The sequence below is a fragment of the Bacillus sp. V26 genome, assembly GCF_034296245.1.
GTDB classification, from domain to species: domain Bacteria; phylum Bacillota; class Bacilli; order Bacillales; family Bacillaceae; genus Bacillus; species Bacillus halotolerans.
Genome location: NZ_JAXKQF010000007.1, coordinates 1 through 18434, shown reverse-complemented (window position 1 = coordinate 18434; position 18434 = coordinate 1). Strand labels below are relative to the sequence as shown.

Below are 18434 nucleotides of genomic sequence, written 5' to 3'. Positions count from 1 at the left end.
TCTAGCATTATACAAACTATAATAGTTTTAAAATAATTCACTTCTGAATTATTTTAACTTTGAAGAATGTTGTAAATTTTTAAATAGTTAAATTGTTGATAAGCAGGTGATAACTGTATGAGCAGAGAAGAAAAAGATCCACATTTAACTCATCTAAAAGGATTAATAGAAATGTGTCTGAGCGCGAAGCTTCTACTGAATGAAATATTTGTCCCACTAAAAATGTTTCTTTCCGAAAACGAAATCAATACACAGCTCTCAAAAAGAACAGGCAAAATACCGAATTCTATTTACCGTGACAAAAACAACAGTGTTTCCTTTAACGTAACAATGTTTTTGCGATATTGGAGTGCAATGCTTGAGATATTTGAAGAAAATGAGAAAGACACAGATCGATTACCTAATTTAGCAGATTTGGTTGAAAAGTACAAAAAGCTAATTACTGCTATATCTCAAATAGAAGGTGAAATCAGTCTAGACGGAGCTGTCGAAAATCACTTAAGTGCCATTTCTGAAACTGTATTATTTTTTGAACAAAATCCGTTTTCAGGAAAAAAAAAGAAGCAGACTATATTAAACATCTTAAAGAAACGGCCAGATGTCCGTACTCACATAATGAACAAACGAATTGAAAGGATGACCAAAGTTGACTGAAAGAAAAGTATGGTTTATCACAAGACCAGAACGAGATCCACATTTTCACTCAAATGCGATTAAAGCATTGGCCGAGGCTACAGACAATTTTACGATAAAATGGCAGGGTAATCGTGATGCTCATAAGAGGTATGAAACAGTCTTGGCGTCAAAAGGATTAAAACGGAACAACATAAGCAACGACGGTTCTGGCGGACGTACCTGGTGCGCGATGCTGAAAACATTTGCTTATTGTTATATTAACATCGATGGATTTGTAAAGCCTACAAAAGCTGGCCATGCGTTAATTAACGGTATCAAAGAGTATGAGAACGTCAAAAAGCAAATTTTGACACTGCAAATTCCAAATGCTTATTTTATGGAGTCTGGCTTCAGACCAAAATTCACATCTAGTTTTCGGATCCGGCCAGCTAGATTTCTTATTAAACTTGTCCAGCGTGCGGACTTAAATTACCATCTTACCAAAGAAGAGATTACATATTTTGTACTGACAGCACAGCAGGACAAGGAACAAGATAAAGTCGCGGAACGGATTATCCAATATCGTAAATCCAGTACATTCGATAAAGAGCAGATGAAACAAGAAATCGCCGTTAATTATGACCACCGAGCAAGGAATGATCATGCAGCACGGGATTACTATCAAGCGCATTCAGATGTAGCACATACATTTATGCTTCTCTGCGAATATACTGCCCTTGTAGAATACCAAAGAAGAGAAGCTGTTTTAAAAACAAACCAGCATTTAGCGAATGAAGCCCTCAAGATCCTGGATTATTACGATGAACGTTATCCGTTTAATACTCGGTATTTGATTTCAATAGAACGTATGGCGCAAAACAACGGTTTAGACGTAGATAGCTACAAAGCGAGTAATTTTGGAGAAATGAAACCTGCTAATAATCAAGAGAAAAAGCAGAATAAAATTGAAGCAGTTTTAAACGCTATTCCAAATGCATCTGAATTAACAGAAGAAGAACTTTTCTCTCATTTCTTATCGACTTTTGGCCCGAAAGAAGCCAAAAAGATTGTGAAGAAATTGACCTTTCAAAAAACAGAGATATCAAGTATACCTTCAGCTTTCGTTGAAAAATATTTAGGTGAATTAACGCCTGCTGAATTCGAAAAAGAAACTTTGAAAATCTTTGAAGCGATTGGATTCGAAACGGTTTACCAGCCAAAGGTGAATGATAAACAAACGGAAATTGAAATCCTGTTGAAATATGAAGATAAGTGCGGGATTATTGATACAAAGTATTATCAGAATGGATTTGCTCTTTCTCAAAATCTGGCGAACTATATGGCATCTGAATATATCCTGAACTATCTTCAATACGAAGGAAAGCAGCTATCCTTTTATGGGTACGTTACATCAGAGAAGTTTTCAGGAGATAAGAAACTCAGCTCTATTACTTCACTTAGCAGAAAGCTTGTCGGAAGAGAGATCGAAGGCATTATGATAACACGGAAAGTCCTAATCGGTTTTCTGGATTACTGCGTTGAAAATGAGCTGACTAAAAATGAACGTGTTGAGCACTTTATCTCAAACATTCAAAATCGTGGTTTTAATAACCTTCAAGAATTCTTGAATAATTCTTGATGCTAGACTTAAAAGTAAGCTTGAGTTAAAAATCAACAAAAGAAAAGGAGCAATTCTATTGCTCCTTTTAGTATATGAGAGGGCTGTGTTTAATTATCAAAATTCATGATTATATTACCAATACCTCTTTCTTTTTAAACCCTTTCTTCTGAACCCATTTCAGAAAGAAACTTTCAGTTGCATCTTTACTTAAACAATCTAAAACTGTTACGCCACCTGAAAAATTAAGATATATCGCCAATTCCTTGATATTATTACTAATCATAATTTCAGGATAATCATTTTTATATTTAAATACAATATCTAACATGTTGATCAACCACTGCTTATTATCGCCTAGCTTTCGTTCTAGTAATGCTTGTGCAATATTTTGATTCGACAGTAAGAAATCTGTTAATTCATACGGATTGTCTCGTGTCCCATCATATGTTAAATAGCCGTACCACCATAAACGCGCTATTCCATTTCTAATAAGCTCCCGATTTGTGCTGGCAAAATATCTTTGTAGAGTTCCCCGGGCTGTTTCGGCTCTACTTAACCATCTGACAGCCATGTATTCCCGATAAATTACATGCGTTAAGTACGTCCAAATGCGTGGATCAACAGCTTGTGCAGGTGTCAAAGTTTTTAATGATTTGTGAATACGCTTAGCATTTTCGGCATCCGTTTTACTGACTTTATTGTCACTTCCGTCTGTTTCTAATTCGACTATCTGATATGAAATCCTAGACTCTAATAACCAGTTTTCCATTCTAGTAGTATCTTTTAGGTAAGAATCAACCCAATCCTCACCACTTTTGTAATAATTAACATTACTCATCATATTTTCGCGTAATTGCGTAACAGCATCTTCTTTCATGTATTTTAAATTCATACTGAATCCTCCTCGCTTGATGATATCCCTGCCATTAATTCATCAAAAAACTGTAATCCATTAGAAAGCGGATTACCTAACAGTTTTTGAGCAATTACAAGTGAACTTTCCATAATGTTATCCGGCTCACTTAATTTGATGCCTTCATCAAGCAGGCGAGCATTAATGACTTTAAACCATCTATGATCATTTTCTTTGTCATTTATGTAGTCCTTTATTGCCTCTAAATCATTGTCGAGGTTCATCAGTTCCCGGCGAATATTTTCAATTACTGACACTAAGGCAGGCAAAATAAATATAGATGAGGTAAGAGCTGCTAGATGCCCGTACTGATTTTGCAAAGGTTTAAGCTGTTTATATTTATCGAAATCTTGCTTGTTTAATGTTATTATAATCTTTTCACCATTGCTGTGAACATCAGCGTGCAGATTTTCAGCATTATAAACAATCGTGAAAACTGAAGGAACTTTAACTAGTGGGTCAATCTTCTTTTCAATATTAAATGTGTATTCTGATCCTTCTGCTAAAACATCTCCTGGAAAAACAGTAAATTTCGCATCTTCATAGTCTTCATTAAATGCCAGGCTGTAATAATTATCAATTTGCTCTGTTGCTACAATAAAAGTAGATATGTCAACTTTTTTCTCAAGTAAAAAAGCCGGAATTGTAAGGTAATTTTCTGTAGAGCGAAATAGAAATATATTTCTGTATCTGGTAGTAGAACAAACGACTTTTACAGCAAATGTTACTTTTTCTTCATCTAAAAGAGCTTGAAGATTATCTTCATTCAAAAGAACATCACAATAAAGCTCATAGTTCATTCTGTTGATTCTTTTTGACACTTTAATATCAAATTCCGCTTTCGATGGATTAAAATCATCTGTATATGAAACTAATACTGGATGCGGATAATTTTTATTTGCCATTGAACGTTACTCCCATCGCTACACGTACTTTTTCTGTTAATTGAAATTCGATTCGGTTGTTACCAGCTGAAACCTTAACAGGGCCTATAACATTATCATAAATGGGCAACAGCTGATCTTGACCTGAAATTTTTGCTTTCGAAATTAGTGCAGGTAGATCGGAATCCTCACCCAGTATTTCAAGGCGCAATGAAAGCTCTCCCTCTTTTTTCACATTTAAATTAATTCGGTATAGATCACCAATTTCAGGATTCAAACAGAATAATTTATATCTGGAAACTTTAGCTTTCTGAATCTTTTCGTCAGATGGTTTCGGTTCTGGTCTTGGCGGTCTTGGAGGTGTTGGTTGCGGCTTCCCCGGGTAGGATAGATCTGTATTTGTTGAGCCAGGGATTTCTTTGGTGTTGCCTATTGTAGTAGAATTGTCATCATCCTTATCTTCCCAGTCACTTACTTTAACTGGTTTCTTTTTGCGTTTCGGGCTAATTTTAACTAACTTAGACTCTAAAGGCTGACCTCTGTCCCCTTCATCTGTCACTTGCTCGCTATCAAATTGCATTTCATCACTTTCATCAGGCAAAAATTGTGATAATTCATCAACGTCAAAAGATTCTGCTTCTTCAAATGGTGAAAGGGATTTTATTTTATCATTAATCCACTTATTCAGTTCTTTTAGAGCTGATTTAATAACCTTAACATCCTTCTTTCGTTTCAGCTCCCAGTCAGTGTGTGCAGGATTCTCAACTCTTTTTAACTCTTTATTAAAAGCGTCCCCCTTAATTAATAAAATGCCTGCGTATTTAATGGGAATTTGATAATTTTGCTTTTCTTTTATAACCATCCCGGTTTTACGCACCATAGCTACTTTTTTGTTGTATTTATTGTTAGTAGCTACATACAGCCGAACTTCTCCTAGACCTTCAAAGTCTTTTTCGATGAATGGCTCACTAATTGAAGTTAAAACTTCATAGTAGTTGATAACATTGCTTTTGGAGCCGTTATTCATCAAGCGTTCAATGTAATAATTAAGCGAAGCCTTATTAATTACATGTTGGCCAACTTTTACTTCAAGAGCATTTTCATAAATTGCAACAAAGAAACTGCTGATAACAGCCTCAATAATCTCATCTTCCCATGTATCTCTATATTCGAATCCTGCGACAAATAAGTCTGTGCCCGTTTCATCTCTAACAAAGATGTTATCAATGAGATTCATATCTTTAACAGGTTGGATTTTGTCAGTTTCACCATAAAACCCGGTTGCTTGGTGTGGTTCTCCGTCTTCACCGGTAAATGTAATAAGTTTTGCTACACCTTGAAAAGCTTTTTTGCCTTCTGAGTCCATTGTATTGTAGAAAACAACTTTTAAATTTGAACAGACAAAAGGAGCATGTTTTCCTATTCCAAACGCTCCGCCGGACGTCTCTTCTTTATCAGATTCTCCAACCACTTTAATTAAACGATGCCAGTCTGAACCTCTCAATTTGTCTGAACCACTCAAACCCTTTGTATTAAAATCACTAATCTTCATAAAATAAATCTCGTTTTCTTTAATAGCCTGTAATGCCTTTTCCATTTCTTTCTTTGTTTCTGAGCCATTTTTCGCTTCATCAATACACTGCTTTACAATCTTAATATATCCTTCTCTTCCTGGAAACTTCTCTTGTGGAAGTTTAAAAACTGAAAACTCTACACGTACTGGCTTACTATGATCATTCCAGGCATCTATAGAATTTTGTATTGGTTCTCTCGCTAGAGCTGGATAAGGGTTACCACGAAATGTTTCCATTCCAGGATCATTTTTCCCATTTTCTGTACCCCACCCAGTTTTAGGGAATTTCCAATTGATTTTCTTATTAGTTGTTTCCATTTGCCCACCACTACTTTCTAAATTTGAATGTACTGCAGTTTCTACTTTGTTCTTCTTTAAATCTATTTTTAAGCATTTTTATTTCTTGATCTAGAGTGTCAATTATTTGTTTAGCTTGTTCTTCTGAATATTCATAGTTGTTTTTATTTGATAAATTTCCAACTAAACGTAATTTCTTTATTACATCTGACATTCTTTTTTCTGCTAATCTCTCAAATCTCACTCTTTTATCTTCCATGATACACCTCTTAAAAACATTTAAAATATTTAAACAATTAAATATTATAATAATAATATGTTTTTTTCAATATATATATGAAAAAATAACCACATTTCTAATATACTGTTATTTTTTCTCGTTTGTTAACTATTAAAAATATACTAACAAGCTATTATACCCGTAAAGATTATGGAACTAACTGGTCATCCGCTTTACATAAAAAATAGAAAACCGTATCTGACCCTAACTATAATTGCAATATTAATTCCAAAACTCCCCTCTCCCATTAAGTTATATCTCGCTTTCTTTTAGTAAAGGCAGGAATAAGTTTTCAACAAATTATGAAGCGATCAGGTTATAACGATGGAGAAACGAATAAAAATGAATGCAAAGAAAAAAGAGGCTTCCCAAAAGTTCAAAGAACTAATGGAAAACCTCTAATTTAGACCCTTAGTTAAGAAAATGTTACCCTTTTGTTACCCCACGGTTAAACTCAGAGTATATAAGGATCTAGAAATCCCATTTTTAACGGGATTCAGGAAGCATGATTACATCATGCCGCCCATACCGCCCATGCCGCCCATGTCAGGCATTCCTGCGCCGCCGGCATTTTCTTCCGGTTTGTCAGCGACAACAGCTTCAGTTGTTAAGAGCATTGCTGCTACAGAAGCTGCGTTTTGCAGTGCAGAGCGTGTTACTTTCGTTGGGTCAACGATACCTTTTTCGATCATGTTTACCCATTCGCCAGTTGCAGCGTTGAAGCCTACGCCGATTTCTTCGTTTTTCAGGCGCTCAACGATGACAGATCCTTCAAGACCTGCATTGTGCGCGATTTGACGAATTGGCTCTTCAAGCGCGCGAAGCACGATGTTGATACCTGTTTGCGCATCACCTTCAGCTTCAACTGCAGCGACTTTGTTATATACGTTTACAAGCGCTGTACCACCGCCGGATACGATGCCTTCTTCAACAGCTGCGCGAGTTGAGTTCAGGGCGTCTTCGATGCGAAGTTTACGCTCTTTCAGCTCAGTTTCAGTCGCAGCGCCGACTTTGATGACAGCTACGCCGCCAGCAAGTTTAGCAAGACGCTCTTGTAATTTTTCTCTGTCGAACTCAGAAGTTGTTTCTTCCACTTGAGCGCGGATTTGAGTGACGCGTGCAGAAATTTTATCTGTTTCGCCAGCGCCTTCAACGATTGTTGTGTTTTCTTTTGTAACCACAACTTTAGAAGCGCGTCCCAATTGTCCGATTTCAGTAGATTTCAGGTCAAGGCCAAGATCTTCTGTGATGACTTCTCCGCCAGTAAGGACAGCGATGTCTTCAAGCATTGCTTTACGGCGGTCACCGAAGCCAGGAGCTTTAACAGCCACTGCGTTGAATGTGCCGCGAAGTTTATTCACAACAAGTGTTGCGAGAGCTTCACCTTCAACATCCTCAGCGATCAGAAGCAATGGTTTGCCTTGCTGAACAACCTGCTCAAGCACAGGAAGAATTTCTTGAATGTTTGTGATTTTTTTGTCTGTGATTAAGATGTAAGGATTGTCAAGAACCGCTTCCATCTTATCAGAATCAGTTACCATGTAAGGAGACGCATATCCGCGGTCGAATTGCATACCTTCAACAACTTCAAGCTCAGTTGTGAAGCCTTTAGACTCTTCGATTGTGATAACGCCGTCGTTGCCTACGCGCTCCATTGCTTCAGCGATAAGGCTTCCGACTTCCTCATCAGCAGCAGAGATCGCAGCAACCTGAGCGATAGATTCTTTGCCTTCGATTGGCTTAGAAATTTCTTTCAGGTTCTCGATCGCAACGTTTACAGCTTGTTCCATACCTTTACGCACGCCTACAGGGTTAGCGCCTGCTGTTACGTTTTTAAGGCCTTCGCGGATCATTGCTTGCGCAAGAACTGTCGCAGTTGTTGTACCGTCACCGGCAACGTCGTTTGTTTTGCTGGCTACTTCAGCTACAAGCTTAGCACCCATGTTTTCAAACGCGTCTTCAAGTTCGATTTCTTTAGCGATTGTTACACCGTCATTAGTGATTAACGGAGAACCGAATTTTTTCTCTAGAACCACGTTGCGTCCTTTTGGTCCTAAAGTTACTTTTACAGCATCAGCAAGTGCATCAACACCGCGAAGCATTGCGCGGCGAGCTTCTTCACTAAACTTAATATCTTTTGCCATGTGTACGAAACCTCCTCGAATTTTTAAGTATTTGTTTATTTAAGAATTAGCCGATAACAGCTAAAATGTCGCTTTCACGTAAGATTAAGTATTCAGTACCTTCGTATTTCACTTCAGTACCTGCGTATTTTGAGAAGATAATGCGGTCGCCCTCTTTTACTTCTAAAGCAACGCGCTCTCCGCTTTCTAACACGCGACCTGAACCAGCTGCCACGATTTTGCCTTCTTGCGGCTTTTCTTTTGCAGAATCCGGTAACACAATTCCGCTGGCAGTTTTTTCTTCAGATTCTACGAGTTCAATGACAACGCGATCACCTAATGGCTTTAACAATGTAATAACCTCCTCAATAGTATGAATATGTAATTTTAGCACTCAGCACTAAAGAGTGCTAACACAATTCTTATAATAAAGAATCTCACTTCCAATTTCAAGTGATAAGATAAAAAATTTTTCACGCTTACATCATTCTTTTCAGCTCAGATATCCCTTGGCTTTTTCACCCCCGATTCAATTATGTTACAATAGCTGTAGACAAAAGAAACCTATTTAACAAAGGAGTACATACCATTTGAGAAAACAGTATTGGTTTATTATTTTGACATATATCATCATGCAGTTTTCCGCAGTAATCGCGATTCCCTTGTTATTTAAATTCGGTTATGCGGGAGGACAGCCCACAAAAGAAAATCTGCTGTACGCGCAGGGATTATGGTCCGTCATCAGTTTTATTGCCTGTCTGATTGTTGTTTTGCTCATTCTCAGGACTGTGCCTAAAACTACGCTGCGAAACGAAAAGAAAGACACGGTCGGACTTTCGATCCTTTGGGCGATAGCCGGGTTTTTCATAGCCCTTTTCTCTCAAGGAATAGCCGGTTCTATTGAATATTATGTATTTGGCATCGGAAGAGAATCAGAAAATACAAAAGCCATCCTGGATGTGATTCAGGCAGTCCCGCTTATGATTATCGTTTCTTCTATCATCGGGCCTATATTAGAAGAAATCATCTTCAGAAAAATCATTTTCGGCGCGCTGTACGAAAAAACAAATTTCTTTATTGCCGGACTGATCAGCTCCATTATTTTCGGAATTGTTCACGCGGATTTAACGCACCTTCTGCTGTATACGGCAATGGGCTTTACCTTTGCATTTCTATATGCGAGAACCAAACGGATTTGGGTGCCGATTTTCGCCCATGTAATGATGAATACATTCGTCGTCATTATGCAGCTTGAGCCTGTTCAGAAATACCTTGAACAGCAAAGCACACAAATGCAATTGATTATTGGAGGATTATTTTCATGAGAAACCCGATAGTGTGGGGAATGATCTACTTTGCCGTAGGGTGCATCTTTACTTATCTCGCCGCAAGCTCGCCAGGCAGCATGTGGTCATTTTACTCCATCCTGCTGATGGTGTTCGCTGCATACAACATCAGCATTTCTTTTAAGATGTTCGCCTTTTCATTTAAAATAAAGAAGAACCAGAAATAAAGAAAATCCATTTCTCTCTATGAGAAATGGATTTTTTATGTTGGCTAAGAAGAAACGTCCTGATCGGCAGCACTGTTTTTCTGCGCTTTCCGATAGGCAGCCTTCGATATTAAAATACTGATTTCATACAAAATCAAGAGCGGAACAGTCACCATCATATGAGACAAAAGCTCAGGTGGTGTGATCAGAGCAGCAATCACAAGCAGCGTAAAGTACGCATACTTTCTGATTTTCGCTAAGAACATCGGTGTCACAATTCCAAGCCTTGTCAAAAACATAAGGATGACCGGCATTTGAAACAACAGTCCAAACGGAATCGTCAGCTGCAGAAGAAAATGAAAATATTCATTAATTCCAATCACCTGAGTGACATTCAAATCCTGAGATATCCGTTTCATAAAATCGACAACAAAAGGAAATAAAATATAATAGGAAAAAGATAAACCCGCTAAAAACAGCAAAATAGAGATCGGAATGTAGCTGAGCGTTACTTTGCGCTCCTTTTCATAGAGGCCCGGGCTCACAAAAGCCCAAAGCTGATAAAGAATAACCGGCGAAGTCAGGACAATCCCGATGATAAACGCAAACTGCATAAACACATAAAGCGGGTCTGTCAGATTAAACGCGTTGAGCGTGAGCTCCTTCGCTTCATCCGTTTCTTGCAGATACACTATAATCGGCTTCGCTAAAAAAAATCCCGCGATAAAGAAAACAACAAACGCCAGCGCCACAACCAGCAATCGTTTTCGAAGCTCCGCAATATGCTCCAGCAGCGACATTTGATTCACTTTCATTTGTGTCATCCTAACTTACTGATTCTCTTTCTTTTTTTCCTCATCATCACTCGCTAATCCTTTAGTAGCATTTTTGAATTCACGAAGTGTGTCTCCAGCCGCTTTTCCCAACTCAGGCAGCTTTTTGGGGCCAAAGATAATCAGAGCAACGATTGCGATAACAGCAAGGCTTCCAGGACCGATCGGCATATTTGGGCTCCTCCTTTCCGGTTACTCGATTTCCTCTAAAACAGAATAATGCTTCAAGAAATAAACCAGTGACTGAAGCTCTACAGCTAAATCTATATGATGAATTCGAATGTGTTCCGGCACATTCAAACGGGCCGGCGTAAAATTAAGAATACCCTTAATCCCTAACGCAACCAATCTGTCGGTAATCGACTGGGCCGCAACTGCGGGCACTGTCAGAATGGCAACTGATTCGCCTTTTACATGTTTTTCAAGATCATCAAGGTTAAAGACGGGCACACCGCCTACCTCAGTTCCTATTTTACTCTCATTTATATCAAAAGCCATAGAAATTTTTGTGTTATTATTTTTTGTGAAATTATAGTGAAGAAACGCTGTTCCTAAGTTTCCGACACCAATCAGGATAACGTCTGTCATTTCATCCTGATCCAGCGTTTTTCGGAAAAATGACAGCAAATAATCGACATTATATCCGTATCCTTTTTTGCCAAGAGCTCCAAAATAGGAAAAATCCCTGCGAATCGTGGCAGAATCAACCTTTACGGCATCGCTGAGTTCAGCGGATGATACACGCTGTTTTCCTGACGCATGCAGATTCTTTAAAAAGCGATAATAAAGCGGCAGCCGTTTTGCCGTCGCCTGCGGAATTTTTGATTGATCCTTATTCATTTTTGGTCCTCCAAATTATACTCGGATAGTTCTCTTTTAAAGTCACCGTTTTTCCCGCCTGTCTTTTCCAGCAAGCAGGTAGGGCCAATGACCATCCCCTTATCAAGCGCCTTGCACATATCGTAAACAGTAAGGGCACACACCGATGCAGAAGTTAGCGCTTCCATTTCCACACCTGTACTCCCTTTTGTTTTGACCTGTGCTTTTATATGAAGTATAACTTCTTTTTCTTTTATTTTCCAGTTAAACGAAATATCGACCCCGCTCAAGGATAGCGGATGGCACATCGGAATGATATTTGATGTTTGTTTCGCAGCCATAATGCCCGCCACCTGAGCGACAGCAAGTACATCTCCTTTGCCGATATCATGGCTTTTTATTTTCTCGTACACTTCACTCTTCATGTGTACGCTTGATACAGCCGCCGCAGTACGGACAGTCGAAGATTTTTCGCTGATATCCACCATCTGGGCTCTGCCCTGTTCATTAAAATGAGAAAATCCATTCATAGTAAAAACTCTCCTTAAACAGATCATACACTATTTTCTTCTCTATGTCTTATTCGGCCAATGTATTGTTTGCTGAGTTCTGGTTCATAAGCTACACTTAACTTATTATAGCAGAGGTGAAATAATATGATGATCTTACAAATTAATCAGCTTTCCAAATCATTTGGTGCTGATACTATTTTAAACAATATAAAGCTGGAAGTCAGAAACCGTGATCGCGTCGCAATTGTAGGAAGAAACGGCGCTGGGAAATCTACACTCCTTAAAATTATCGCAGGTCACCTTTCATATGAAAAGGGTGAAATGATCAAGCCGAAAGATATCACAATGGGCTATTTGGCCCAGCATACCGGCTTGGATTCTAAGCTTACCATAAAAGAAGAGCTGCTGACTGTTTTTGATCACTTAAAAGCGATGGAAAAAGAAATGCGAAACATAGAAGAAAAAATGGCGGCAGCTGACCCAAGTGAACTGGAAAGCATCATGAAAACCTACGACCGCCTGCAACAGGAATTTAAAGATAAAGGCGGCTATCAATATGAAGCAGATGTCAGATCTGTGCTGCACGGTCTCGGCTTCAGCCATTTTGACGATTCAACACAGGTGCAAAGCCTGAGCGGAGGTCAGAAAACAAGACTGGCCTTGGGTAAGCTTCTGTTAACACAGCCTGACCTTCTCATTCTAGATGAGCCGACCAACCATCTGGATATTGATACGCTGACCTGGCTTGAACATTATTTACAAGGCTATTCAGGCGCTATTCTGATTGTTTCTCACGACCGCTACTTTTTAGACAAAGTGGTGAACCAGGTGTACGAGGTATCAAGATCAGAAAGCAAAAAGTATCACGGCAACTACAGCGCTTATCTAGACCAAAAAGCTGCCCAATATGAAAAGGATCTTAAGCTGTATGAAAAACAGCAGGGTGAAATCGCCAAGCTGCAGGACTTTGTAGACCGAAATCTAGCGAGAGCCTCAACGACAAAAAGAGCACAAAGCCGCCGGAAACAGCTTGAACGGATGGACGTCATGTCAAAACCGCTCGGCGACGAAAAATCAGCAAATTTTCATTTCGACATTACAAAACAGAGCGGGAACGAGGTCCTGCGGGTTCAGGATCTGGCCATCAGCTATGAAAACCAGCCGCCGCTTCTGACAGATGTGTCGTTTAGGCTAACAAGAGGAGAAAGCGCCGCTCTTGTAGGTCCCAACGGAATCGGAAAATCAACCTTGCTGAAAACATTAATAAACACACTGAAGCCGGATCAAGGAACAATAGCGTACGGTTCAAATGTCAGTGTCGGTTACTATGACCAGGAACAGGCTGAGCTGACTTCCTCTAAACGCGTCATTGATGAGCTGTGGGACGAGTATCCCGAGCTTCAAGAGAAAGAAATCAGAACGTGCCTCGGAAATTTCTTATTCTCCGGGGATGATGTGCTTAAACCCGTCCATTCCCTAAGCGGGGGCGAAAAAGCAAGAGTGGCCCTGGCAAAGCTGATGCTGCAAAAAGCTAACTTTCTCATTCTTGATGAGCCGACGAACCATCTTGACTTAGACAGCAAAGAAGTTCTCGAAAACGCCTTGATCGATTATCCGGGCACATTGTTATTTGTCTCACATGACAGATATTTTATTAACAGAATCGCAACAAGGGTATATGAGCTTTCTCCAAACCATATTGAAGAATATCTCGGAGATTACGATTATTATACAGAGAAAAAAACACAGCAGCTGGAATTGGAGAAAATGAAACAGCAAGAGGAAACTGAAAAGGCAACGGCTGCAATGAAATCCGACTCTAAGCGTTCTTATGAGGAAGAAAAAGAATGGAAAAAGAAAGAACGCCAACGACTCAGACGCATAGAAGAAATTGAAACGACAGTTCAAACCATAGAAGAAAAAATCAGTCACAATGATGAATTACTTTGTGATCCGGAAGTATATCAGGACCACGAAAAGGTACAAGCCATCCACGCTGACAACGAGAAACTCAATCAAGAATTGGAAAACCTATTATCAGAATGGGAAGAACTATCCACAGAAGAAGATTAAAAAAGTCAAGCACCTCTTTTTTAGAGGTGCTTTTTATCCACAGAAAATAGCCTTATAAGCAAACGAAGAAAGCGGTTTATACACAGTATCCACAAAATATTCTGAATTTATCCACTTTATTAACAGCCTCTCAACCCCTTTATCCATCTATATCTCCATAATTACTCACAGATATGTGGATAAATTGAGAATTATCTGTTAATAACAATAAAAAAGCCTCACGCCATTATGTCGTGAGACCTTGGTAAGAAGTCAATTCAAGACCAGGCTGGCCATTCATATCATATGATCCGCGAATCCCTTTTTCAAAAGCAATTGTACCGGCCGCAGCAATCATTGCAGCATTATCCGTACATAAGGATAGCGGAGGAATGATGAGCGCCGTCCCCTCATGCTGGGAAAATTCCTTCTGTAACGCAGCTCTGAGTCCTCTGTTTGCAGCTACTCCGCCGGCCAAAAGAACCTGTTTGACACCATATTCCTTTGCAGCGCGTGCCGTTTTTGTCACTAAGACATCAATGACGCTATTCTGAAAACTGGCAGAAAGATCTTCCGGCGCAATTTCTTGTCCTTTTTGAGCCGCGTTATGAAGCGTATTGATCACAGCTGATTTCAGCCCGCTGAAGCTGAAATTATAAGAACCTTCTTCAAGCCATGCGCGAGGCAGAGGAATAGTGTCATTCCCTGATTCCGCAAGCTTGTCAATCTGCGGTCCGCCTGGATACGGGAGACCCATTGTTCTCGCCACTTTGTCATAAGCTTCCCCCGCTGCGTCATCGAGTGTTTCCCCGATTACTTCAAATGAACCGTGTTCTTTCATATAAACCAATTCCGTATGGCCGCCGGAAACGACCAATGCAAGCGCTGGAAAAACAATCTCTTCTACCAGACGGTTTGCGTAGATATGGCCCGCTATATGATGGACTCCAACTAACGGGATCTGATGCGCAAAGCTCAATGCTTTAGCGGCGTTTACCCCGATTAGCAGTGCTCCCACCAATCCCGGGCCTTCAGTAACTGCAATCGCATCTATGTCACGGTATGTCATGTCTGCTTTACGGAAAGCCTCTTCGATCACTAAAGTGATTTGCTCCACATGATGTCTTGATGCAATTTCCGGCACAACCCCTCCGAATCGTTTATGGCTTTCAATTTGAGAGGCCACAACGTTCGAGACGATTTCTGTTCCGTTTTTTACAATAGCTGCTGCCGTTTCATCGCAGCTCGTTTCGATTCCTAATATATAAAGATCTTTTTGCTCATTCATTTATCGTCACCCACATAATTAACGCATCTTCCCCGTTATCAGTATAATAGTTCTTTCTTATTCCGCCGGGCTGCATCCCGAACTTTTTATATAAACTTTGAGCAGGGTGATTGGAAACCCTCACTTCAAGCGAAAGCCGCCTCGCCTCTTTTTCTTTACAAAGCTCGAGAGCTGAACGAAAAAGTGCTTCTCCTAAAGACTGGCCCCTATACTCTGGTTTAATCGCTATATTTGTGATTTGGGCGTCGTCCATCACAATCCAAATTCCACAATAACCCGCGATACAATCGTTCTTTTCAATCACGAGATAGTGAGCATACGGATTTTCAAGCAATTCATGATAAAACGAATCCTTCGTCCAGGGAGACGTAAAGGAGGATGTTTCAATTTCGTATACGTGATCAACATCATCAAGCTGCATTTTTCTGACTGCTGCTTTTGTTTTCATCCTATCACCCTACTTTTGACTTTCAATCCATTTCGCTTCAGCTTCTGCAAGCCGTAAATAATCCGGCACAAGCCCGTGAATATCAGCAGCTTCCCTATCCGCACCCAAGTAAGCCAATTCGGAAGGGCGGGGATTATGCTGAGCCGCAGACCCTATGATTCCTTTTGTCCCTAATACATCCAGTATCGTCTCCTTGTGTATGGATGTATCATGTCCTAAAAACAAAACAGGGCGATCCTTCTCTTTTAGCATCTCCAGCCACTCTGTCAGCATCACATTTTGATCCGGCACAGCCTGTTCTAAAAGACCGTTTTTATGTTCATAAAGACCTGTATACACCTGTCCGCGTCTCGCATCAAATATAGGGCTGATCAGACCGTCAAAGTGACGTCCATTTGCCGCCAGCGCTTCAAGACTTGAAACAGCAGAAATCGGAATGTTTAAAGACCAGGCAAGTGTTTTGGCAATGGTTACACCGATTCTCACCCCTGTGTACGAGCCTGGACCTTTTGCGACAACAATTTTAGAAATATCCTGCGGGGTTATATCACAATCATTCAGCAAAGAATGAACAGCAGGCATCGCCCTCACAGAGTGATTCTTTTTTAAATATGTCATGTATTCTGCTATGACAGTGTTGTCCCGAAGCAGCGCTATGCCTAAAGTATAATTCGATGTATCAATTGCTAATATTGTCATGTCTACTTATCTCCTCACAAAGCATTTCATACCGATTCCCCACAGCTGTAAAGGTGATCTCTCTTTCATCATCACCAGCTCTTTTAATGACAATTTGCAGTCGCTCCTGCGGAAGCTGCTCTTCAATTAAATGTGCCCATTCCACTAAGCAGACACCTTGTCCATGAAAATATTCATCAAGTCCTAAGTCTTCACTCTCGTCTTCCATTCTGTATACATCCATATGATAAAGAGGAAGTGAACCATCGTTATATTCTTTTATGATCGTAAACGTCGGACTGTTTACAACACGTGTAATTCCGAGTCCTTCAGCAAAACCTTTTGTAAAGGTTGTTTTCCCAGCTCCTAAATCGCCCTCTAATGTCAGGACGTCCCCAGGCTTTGAAAACGATGCAGTCAGCTTAGCAATCGCTTTTGTTTCTTCAGGATTTACAGTTCTCCATTTTAATTGCTTCACACGAGTCACCCGTCTTATTTAAAATGATTATATCCTTTTTTCTCTAAAGTCATTGTTTCTTCATCTGTCTTTAATATGACATTGGATTCTGTCTTTTCTCGGACACATCCAATCTTTGTAATTGGCAGTTGAAGTCTGCTGCACTCCTGCTGTAACACTTCCCAGTCTTCCTTTGAGATCGTCCCAGTCAGCTCAAAATCCTCTCCGCCAAACAAAGCCCATTCCTTCCATTTGGAATTTAACTTAGGCATGTCCGGATGAACTGGAAGAAGGCTCTCGTCAATTTCTATTGAAACAGAGCTGGATTCAGCAATTTCATGCAATTCACTTGCCAATCCGTCACTAATATCATTAAGAGCCACACGCTGAGCGTTCGAGCATAGTCTGCCAACACTCACTCTTGGGTGAGGCCGTTTATGCCTATTGATAAAGTAATCTGTTTCAAATGATGTTTCCGGATGGGAGGACTCTTTTAGCAGCAATGAAAGTCCAGCGGCAGAAGAACCGATTTCACCAGTGACAAAGACAATATCATTCGGCTTTGCCAAACTGCGCAAACAGGCACGTCCCTTTTCAACTTCCCCAATCACAGTCACTGTGACGACTAGTTTATCAGAAGTAGAAACTGTATCACCGCCAATCAGGTCCATACAGTATAGTTTCGCCAGTTCATTCATTCCTTCATACATTGCCTTGATTTCTGATTCCGTCCATTTTGAAGGCACCGCAAGAGACACTAAATAAAACTTAGGAATACCTCCCATTGCGGCAATATCACTTATATTTATAGCCAACGCCTTATATCCAATGTCCTCCGGCGAAGAATAGCTCAATTTAAAATGCACGTCCTCTACCATTGTATCGACACATACAATTTCCTGCACACCGTTTTTAGCTGTGTAAAGAGCGGCATCGTCTCCAATTCCTACATCAACGGAAGAATGGTGAATGGTCCGGGGAGTAATACTATTAATTAAATCAAACTCATCCATTAACCAAACCTCCTTTTGGTCTGATTATGTTTTATATGTACTGTATCTAGTGTATCGGATTATGGTGAAATATCCAAGATATTGCCGATATAAAGAAAGCTTGGCTTTCATACCAAGCAAAAGATGTAATAAAAGAAAACACAAAAAAAACGAAAACATGATCGTTTCGTTTACAATAAATGGCGGTCCGGACGGGACTCGAACCCGCGACCTCCTGCGTGACAGGCAGGCATTCTAACCAACTGAACTACCGGACCATTTTAATTTGGTTGCACCCTTCGGGCGCTCCTTATTTTAAAGGATATATTTTTTGGTTGCGGGGGCAGGATTTGAACCTGCGACCTTCGGGTTATGAGCCCGACGAGCTACCGAACTGCTCCACCCCGCGATGATATAATTAAGATAAAACTGCTTGGCGGCGTCCTACTCTCACAGGGGGAAACCCCCGACTACCATCGGCGCTGAAGAGCTTAACTTCCGTGTTCGGCATGGGAACGGGTGTGACCTCTTCGCTATCGCCACCAAACAATTGAGAG

20 protein-coding genes, 2 tRNA genes and 1 rRNA gene are annotated in these 18434 nt (G+C 40.1%); 5 read left to right on the top strand and 18 right to left on the bottom strand.

Going from position 1 to position 18434, the window contains the following annotated elements; translation table 11 throughout:
• The first annotated feature begins 117 nt into the window (after positions 1 to 117).
• Both UJ203_RS17620 and UJ203_RS17615 read left to right on the top strand, forming a co-directional pair.
• Positions 118 to 654, top strand: coding sequence for a hypothetical protein (locus UJ203_RS17620; RefSeq protein ID WP_315916510.1), 537 nt, complete (start codon positions 118 to 120; stop codon positions 652 to 654).
• Positions 647 to 2254: an AlwI family type II restriction endonuclease gene (locus UJ203_RS17615; protein ID WP_322012845.1), complete on the top strand. Its 1608-nt coding sequence runs from the start codon at positions 647 to 649 to the stop codon at positions 2252 to 2254. Before UJ203_RS17620 ends, UJ203_RS17615 begins: the two co-directional genes overlap by 8 nt.
• Positions 2255 to 2363: 109 nt before the next feature.
• Here UJ203_RS17615 and UJ203_RS17610 read toward each other — a convergent pair whose 3' ends face one another.
• The 6 genes from UJ203_RS17610 to groES form a co-directional block, all read right to left on the bottom strand.
• A complete protein-coding gene (locus UJ203_RS17610) occupies positions 2364 to 3128 on the bottom strand; it encodes a DUF6339 family protein (protein WP_322012842.1) in 765 nt (254 codons plus the stop codon).
• Positions 3125 to 4054 carry a hypothetical protein gene (locus UJ203_RS17605; protein ID WP_322012840.1) on the bottom strand — a complete coding sequence of 310 codons (930 nt, stop codon included), beginning with the start codon at positions 4052 to 4054 and terminating at the stop codon, positions 3125 to 3127. Before UJ203_RS17605 ends, UJ203_RS17610 begins: the two co-directional genes overlap by 4 nt.
• Positions 4044 to 5924 (bottom strand): hypothetical protein, encoded by a 1881-nt coding sequence (locus UJ203_RS17600; RefSeq protein WP_322012838.1) that lies wholly within the window; start codon positions 5922 to 5924, stop codon positions 4044 to 4046. The genes UJ203_RS17605 and UJ203_RS17600 overlap by 11 nt, the downstream gene beginning before the upstream one ends.
• A gap of 10 nt (positions 5925 to 5934) precedes the next feature.
• A complete protein-coding gene (locus UJ203_RS17595) occupies positions 5935 to 6162 on the bottom strand; it encodes a hypothetical protein (protein ID WP_315916505.1) in 228 nt (75 codons plus the stop codon).
• Between the two features lie 530 nt (positions 6163 to 6692).
• Complete coding sequence (gene groL, locus UJ203_RS17590) at positions 6693 to 8327, bottom strand: chaperonin GroEL (RefSeq protein ID WP_010333214.1); 1635 nt, start codon at positions 8325 to 8327, stop codon at positions 6693 to 6695.
• 46 nt (positions 8328 to 8373) lie between these two features.
• The gene (gene groES / locus UJ203_RS17585) at positions 8374 to 8658 is read right to left on the bottom strand and encodes a co-chaperone GroES (RefSeq protein ID WP_003155970.1); all 285 of its coding nucleotides are present in this window, start codon (positions 8656 to 8658) and stop codon (positions 8374 to 8376) included.
• Between the two features lie 238 nt (positions 8659 to 8896).
• Between groES and UJ203_RS17580 the strand changes: the two genes are divergently transcribed.
• Together UJ203_RS17580 and UJ203_RS17575 are read left to right on the top strand one after the other, a co-directional pair.
• On the top strand, positions 8897 to 9631 hold the full coding sequence (locus UJ203_RS17580) for a CPBP family intramembrane glutamic endopeptidase (RefSeq protein ID WP_105991255.1): 735 nt from the start codon (positions 8897 to 8899) through the stop codon (positions 9629 to 9631).
• A complete protein-coding gene (locus UJ203_RS17575; RefSeq protein WP_024120410.1) occupies positions 9628 to 9819 on the top strand; it encodes a DUF4305 domain-containing protein in 192 nt (63 codons plus the stop codon). The genes UJ203_RS17580 and UJ203_RS17575 overlap by 4 nt, the downstream gene beginning before the upstream one ends.
• Before the next feature lie 44 nt (positions 9820 to 9863).
• Here the strand turns inward: UJ203_RS17575 and tatC are convergent, their stop codons facing one another.
• The 4 genes from tatC to moaC are packed head-to-tail and all read right to left on the bottom strand — an operon-like array spanning position 9864 to position 11980.
• Positions 9864 to 10622, bottom strand: a complete 759-nt coding sequence (gene tatC, locus UJ203_RS17570) for a twin-arginine translocase subunit TatC (protein ID WP_081638244.1) — start codon at positions 10620 to 10622, stop codon at positions 9864 to 9866.
• Positions 10623 to 10628: 6 nt separating this feature from the next.
• On the bottom strand, positions 10629 to 10802 hold the full coding sequence (gene tatAY, locus UJ203_RS17565) for a sec-independent protein translocase protein TatAY (RefSeq protein WP_010333210.1): 174 nt from the start codon (positions 10800 to 10802) through the stop codon (positions 10629 to 10631).
• 21 nt (positions 10803 to 10823) lie between these two features.
• Entirely contained in the window at positions 10824 to 11471 is a 648-nt protein-coding gene (locus UJ203_RS17560) for a redox-sensing transcriptional repressor Rex (RefSeq protein ID WP_010333209.1), read from the bottom strand.
• Positions 11468 to 11980 (bottom strand): cyclic pyranopterin monophosphate synthase MoaC, encoded by a 513-nt coding sequence (gene moaC / locus UJ203_RS17555; protein ID WP_322012830.1) that lies wholly within the window; start codon positions 11978 to 11980, stop codon positions 11468 to 11470. The genes UJ203_RS17560 and moaC overlap by 4 nt, the downstream gene beginning before the upstream one ends.
• A 126-nt stretch (positions 11981 to 12106) precedes the next feature.
• On the opposite strand from moaC, the gene UJ203_RS17550 reads away from it, so the two are divergent.
• Complete coding sequence (locus UJ203_RS17550; RefSeq protein WP_322012829.1) at positions 12107 to 14035, top strand: ABC-F family ATP-binding cassette domain-containing protein; 1929 nt, start codon at positions 12107 to 12109, stop codon at positions 14033 to 14035.
• Positions 14036 to 14261: 226 nt separating this feature from the next.
• Here UJ203_RS17550 and tsaD read toward each other — a convergent pair whose 3' ends face one another.
• The 8 genes from tsaD to rrf all read right to left on the bottom strand — a co-directional run bounded on the left by tsaD (position 14262) and on the right by rrf (position 18424).
• Positions 14262 to 15302: a tRNA (adenosine(37)-N6)-threonylcarbamoyltransferase complex transferase subunit TsaD gene (gene tsaD, locus UJ203_RS17545; protein ID WP_059293401.1), complete on the bottom strand. Its 1041-nt coding sequence runs from the start codon at positions 15300 to 15302 to the stop codon at positions 14262 to 14264.
• Positions 15295 to 15750 carry a ribosomal protein S18-alanine N-acetyltransferase gene (gene rimI, locus UJ203_RS17540; protein WP_322012826.1) on the bottom strand — a complete coding sequence of 152 codons (456 nt, stop codon included), beginning with the start codon at positions 15748 to 15750 and terminating at the stop codon, positions 15295 to 15297. Before rimI ends, tsaD begins: the two co-directional genes overlap by 8 nt.
• A 9-nt stretch (positions 15751 to 15759) precedes the next feature.
• Positions 15760 to 16449, bottom strand: coding sequence for a tRNA (adenosine(37)-N6)-threonylcarbamoyltransferase complex dimerization subunit type 1 TsaB (gene tsaB / locus UJ203_RS17535; RefSeq protein WP_322012824.1), 690 nt, complete (start codon positions 16447 to 16449; stop codon positions 15760 to 15762).
• Positions 16430 to 16906, bottom strand: a complete 477-nt coding sequence (tsaE, locus tag UJ203_RS17530; protein WP_044152848.1) for a tRNA (adenosine(37)-N6)-threonylcarbamoyltransferase complex ATPase subunit type 1 TsaE — start codon at positions 16904 to 16906, stop codon at positions 16430 to 16432. The genes tsaB and tsaE overlap by 20 nt, the downstream gene beginning before the upstream one ends.
• A gap of 14 nt (positions 16907 to 16920) precedes the next feature.
• On the bottom strand, positions 16921 to 17898 hold the full coding sequence (gene thiL, locus UJ203_RS17525) for a thiamine-phosphate kinase (protein WP_322012822.1): 978 nt from the start codon (positions 17896 to 17898) through the stop codon (positions 16921 to 16923).
• Positions 17899 to 18078: 180 nt separating this feature from the next.
• A tRNA-Asp gene (locus UJ203_RS17520) sits at positions 18079 to 18155 on the bottom strand.
• A 54-nt stretch (positions 18156 to 18209) separates the two neighbouring features.
• Positions 18210 to 18286 (bottom strand) — tRNA-Met (locus UJ203_RS17515).
• A 22-nt stretch (positions 18287 to 18308) separates the two neighbouring features.
• Positions 18309 to 18424 (bottom strand): 5S ribosomal RNA (rrf, locus tag UJ203_RS17510).
• Positions 18425 to 18434 lie beyond the last annotated feature (10 nt).

Coding starts and splice junctions, on each gene's coding strand:
- UJ203_RS17620 (WP_315916510.1), top strand. CDS start 118: ATGAGCAGAGAAGAAAAAGATCCACATTTAACTCATCTAAAAGGATTA.
- UJ203_RS17610 (WP_322012842.1), bottom strand. CDS start 3,128: ATGAATTTAAAATACATGAAAGAAGATGCTGTTACGCAATTACGCGAA.
- UJ203_RS17605 (WP_322012840.1), bottom strand. CDS start 4,054: ATGGCAAATAAAAATTATCCGCATCCAGTATTAGTTTCATATACAGAT.
- UJ203_RS17600 (WP_322012838.1), bottom strand. CDS start 5,924: ATGGAAACAACTAATAAGAAAATCAATTGGAAATTCCCTAAAACTGGG.
- UJ203_RS17595 (WP_315916505.1), bottom strand. CDS start 6,162: ATGGAAGATAAAAGAGTGAGATTTGAGAGATTAGCAGAAAAAAGAATG.
- groL (WP_010333214.1), bottom strand. CDS start 8,327: ATGGCAAAAGATATTAAGTTTAGTGAAGAAGCTCGCCGCGCAATGCTT.
- UJ203_RS17575 (WP_024120410.1), top strand. CDS start 9,628: ATGAGAAACCCGATAGTGTGGGGAATGATCTACTTTGCCGTAGGGTGC.
- tatC (WP_081638244.1), bottom strand. CDS start 10,622: ATGACACAAATGAAAGTGAATCAAATGTCGCTGCTGGAGCATATTGCG.
- tatAY (WP_010333210.1), bottom strand. CDS start 10,802: ATGCCGATCGGTCCTGGAAGCCTTGCTGTTATCGCAATCGTTGCTCTG.
- UJ203_RS17560 (WP_010333209.1), bottom strand. CDS start 11,471: ATGAATAAGGATCAATCAAAAATTCCGCAGGCGACGGCAAAACGGCTG.
- moaC (WP_322012830.1), bottom strand. CDS start 11,980: ATGAATGGATTTTCTCATTTTAATGAACAGGGCAGAGCCCAGATGGTG.
- UJ203_RS17550 (WP_322012829.1), top strand. CDS start 12,107: ATGATGATCTTACAAATTAATCAGCTTTCCAAATCATTTGGTGCTGAT.
- tsaD (WP_059293401.1), bottom strand. CDS start 15,302: ATGAATGAGCAAAAAGATCTTTATATATTAGGAATCGAAACGAGCTGC.
- rimI (WP_322012826.1), bottom strand. CDS start 15,750: ATGAAAACAAAAGCAGCAGTCAGAAAAATGCAGCTTGATGATGTTGAT.
- tsaB (WP_322012824.1), bottom strand. CDS start 16,449: ATGACAATATTAGCAATTGATACATCGAATTATACTTTAGGCATAGCG.
- thiL (WP_322012822.1), bottom strand. CDS start 17,898: ATGGATGAGTTTGATTTAATTAATAGTATTACTCCCCGGACCATTCAC.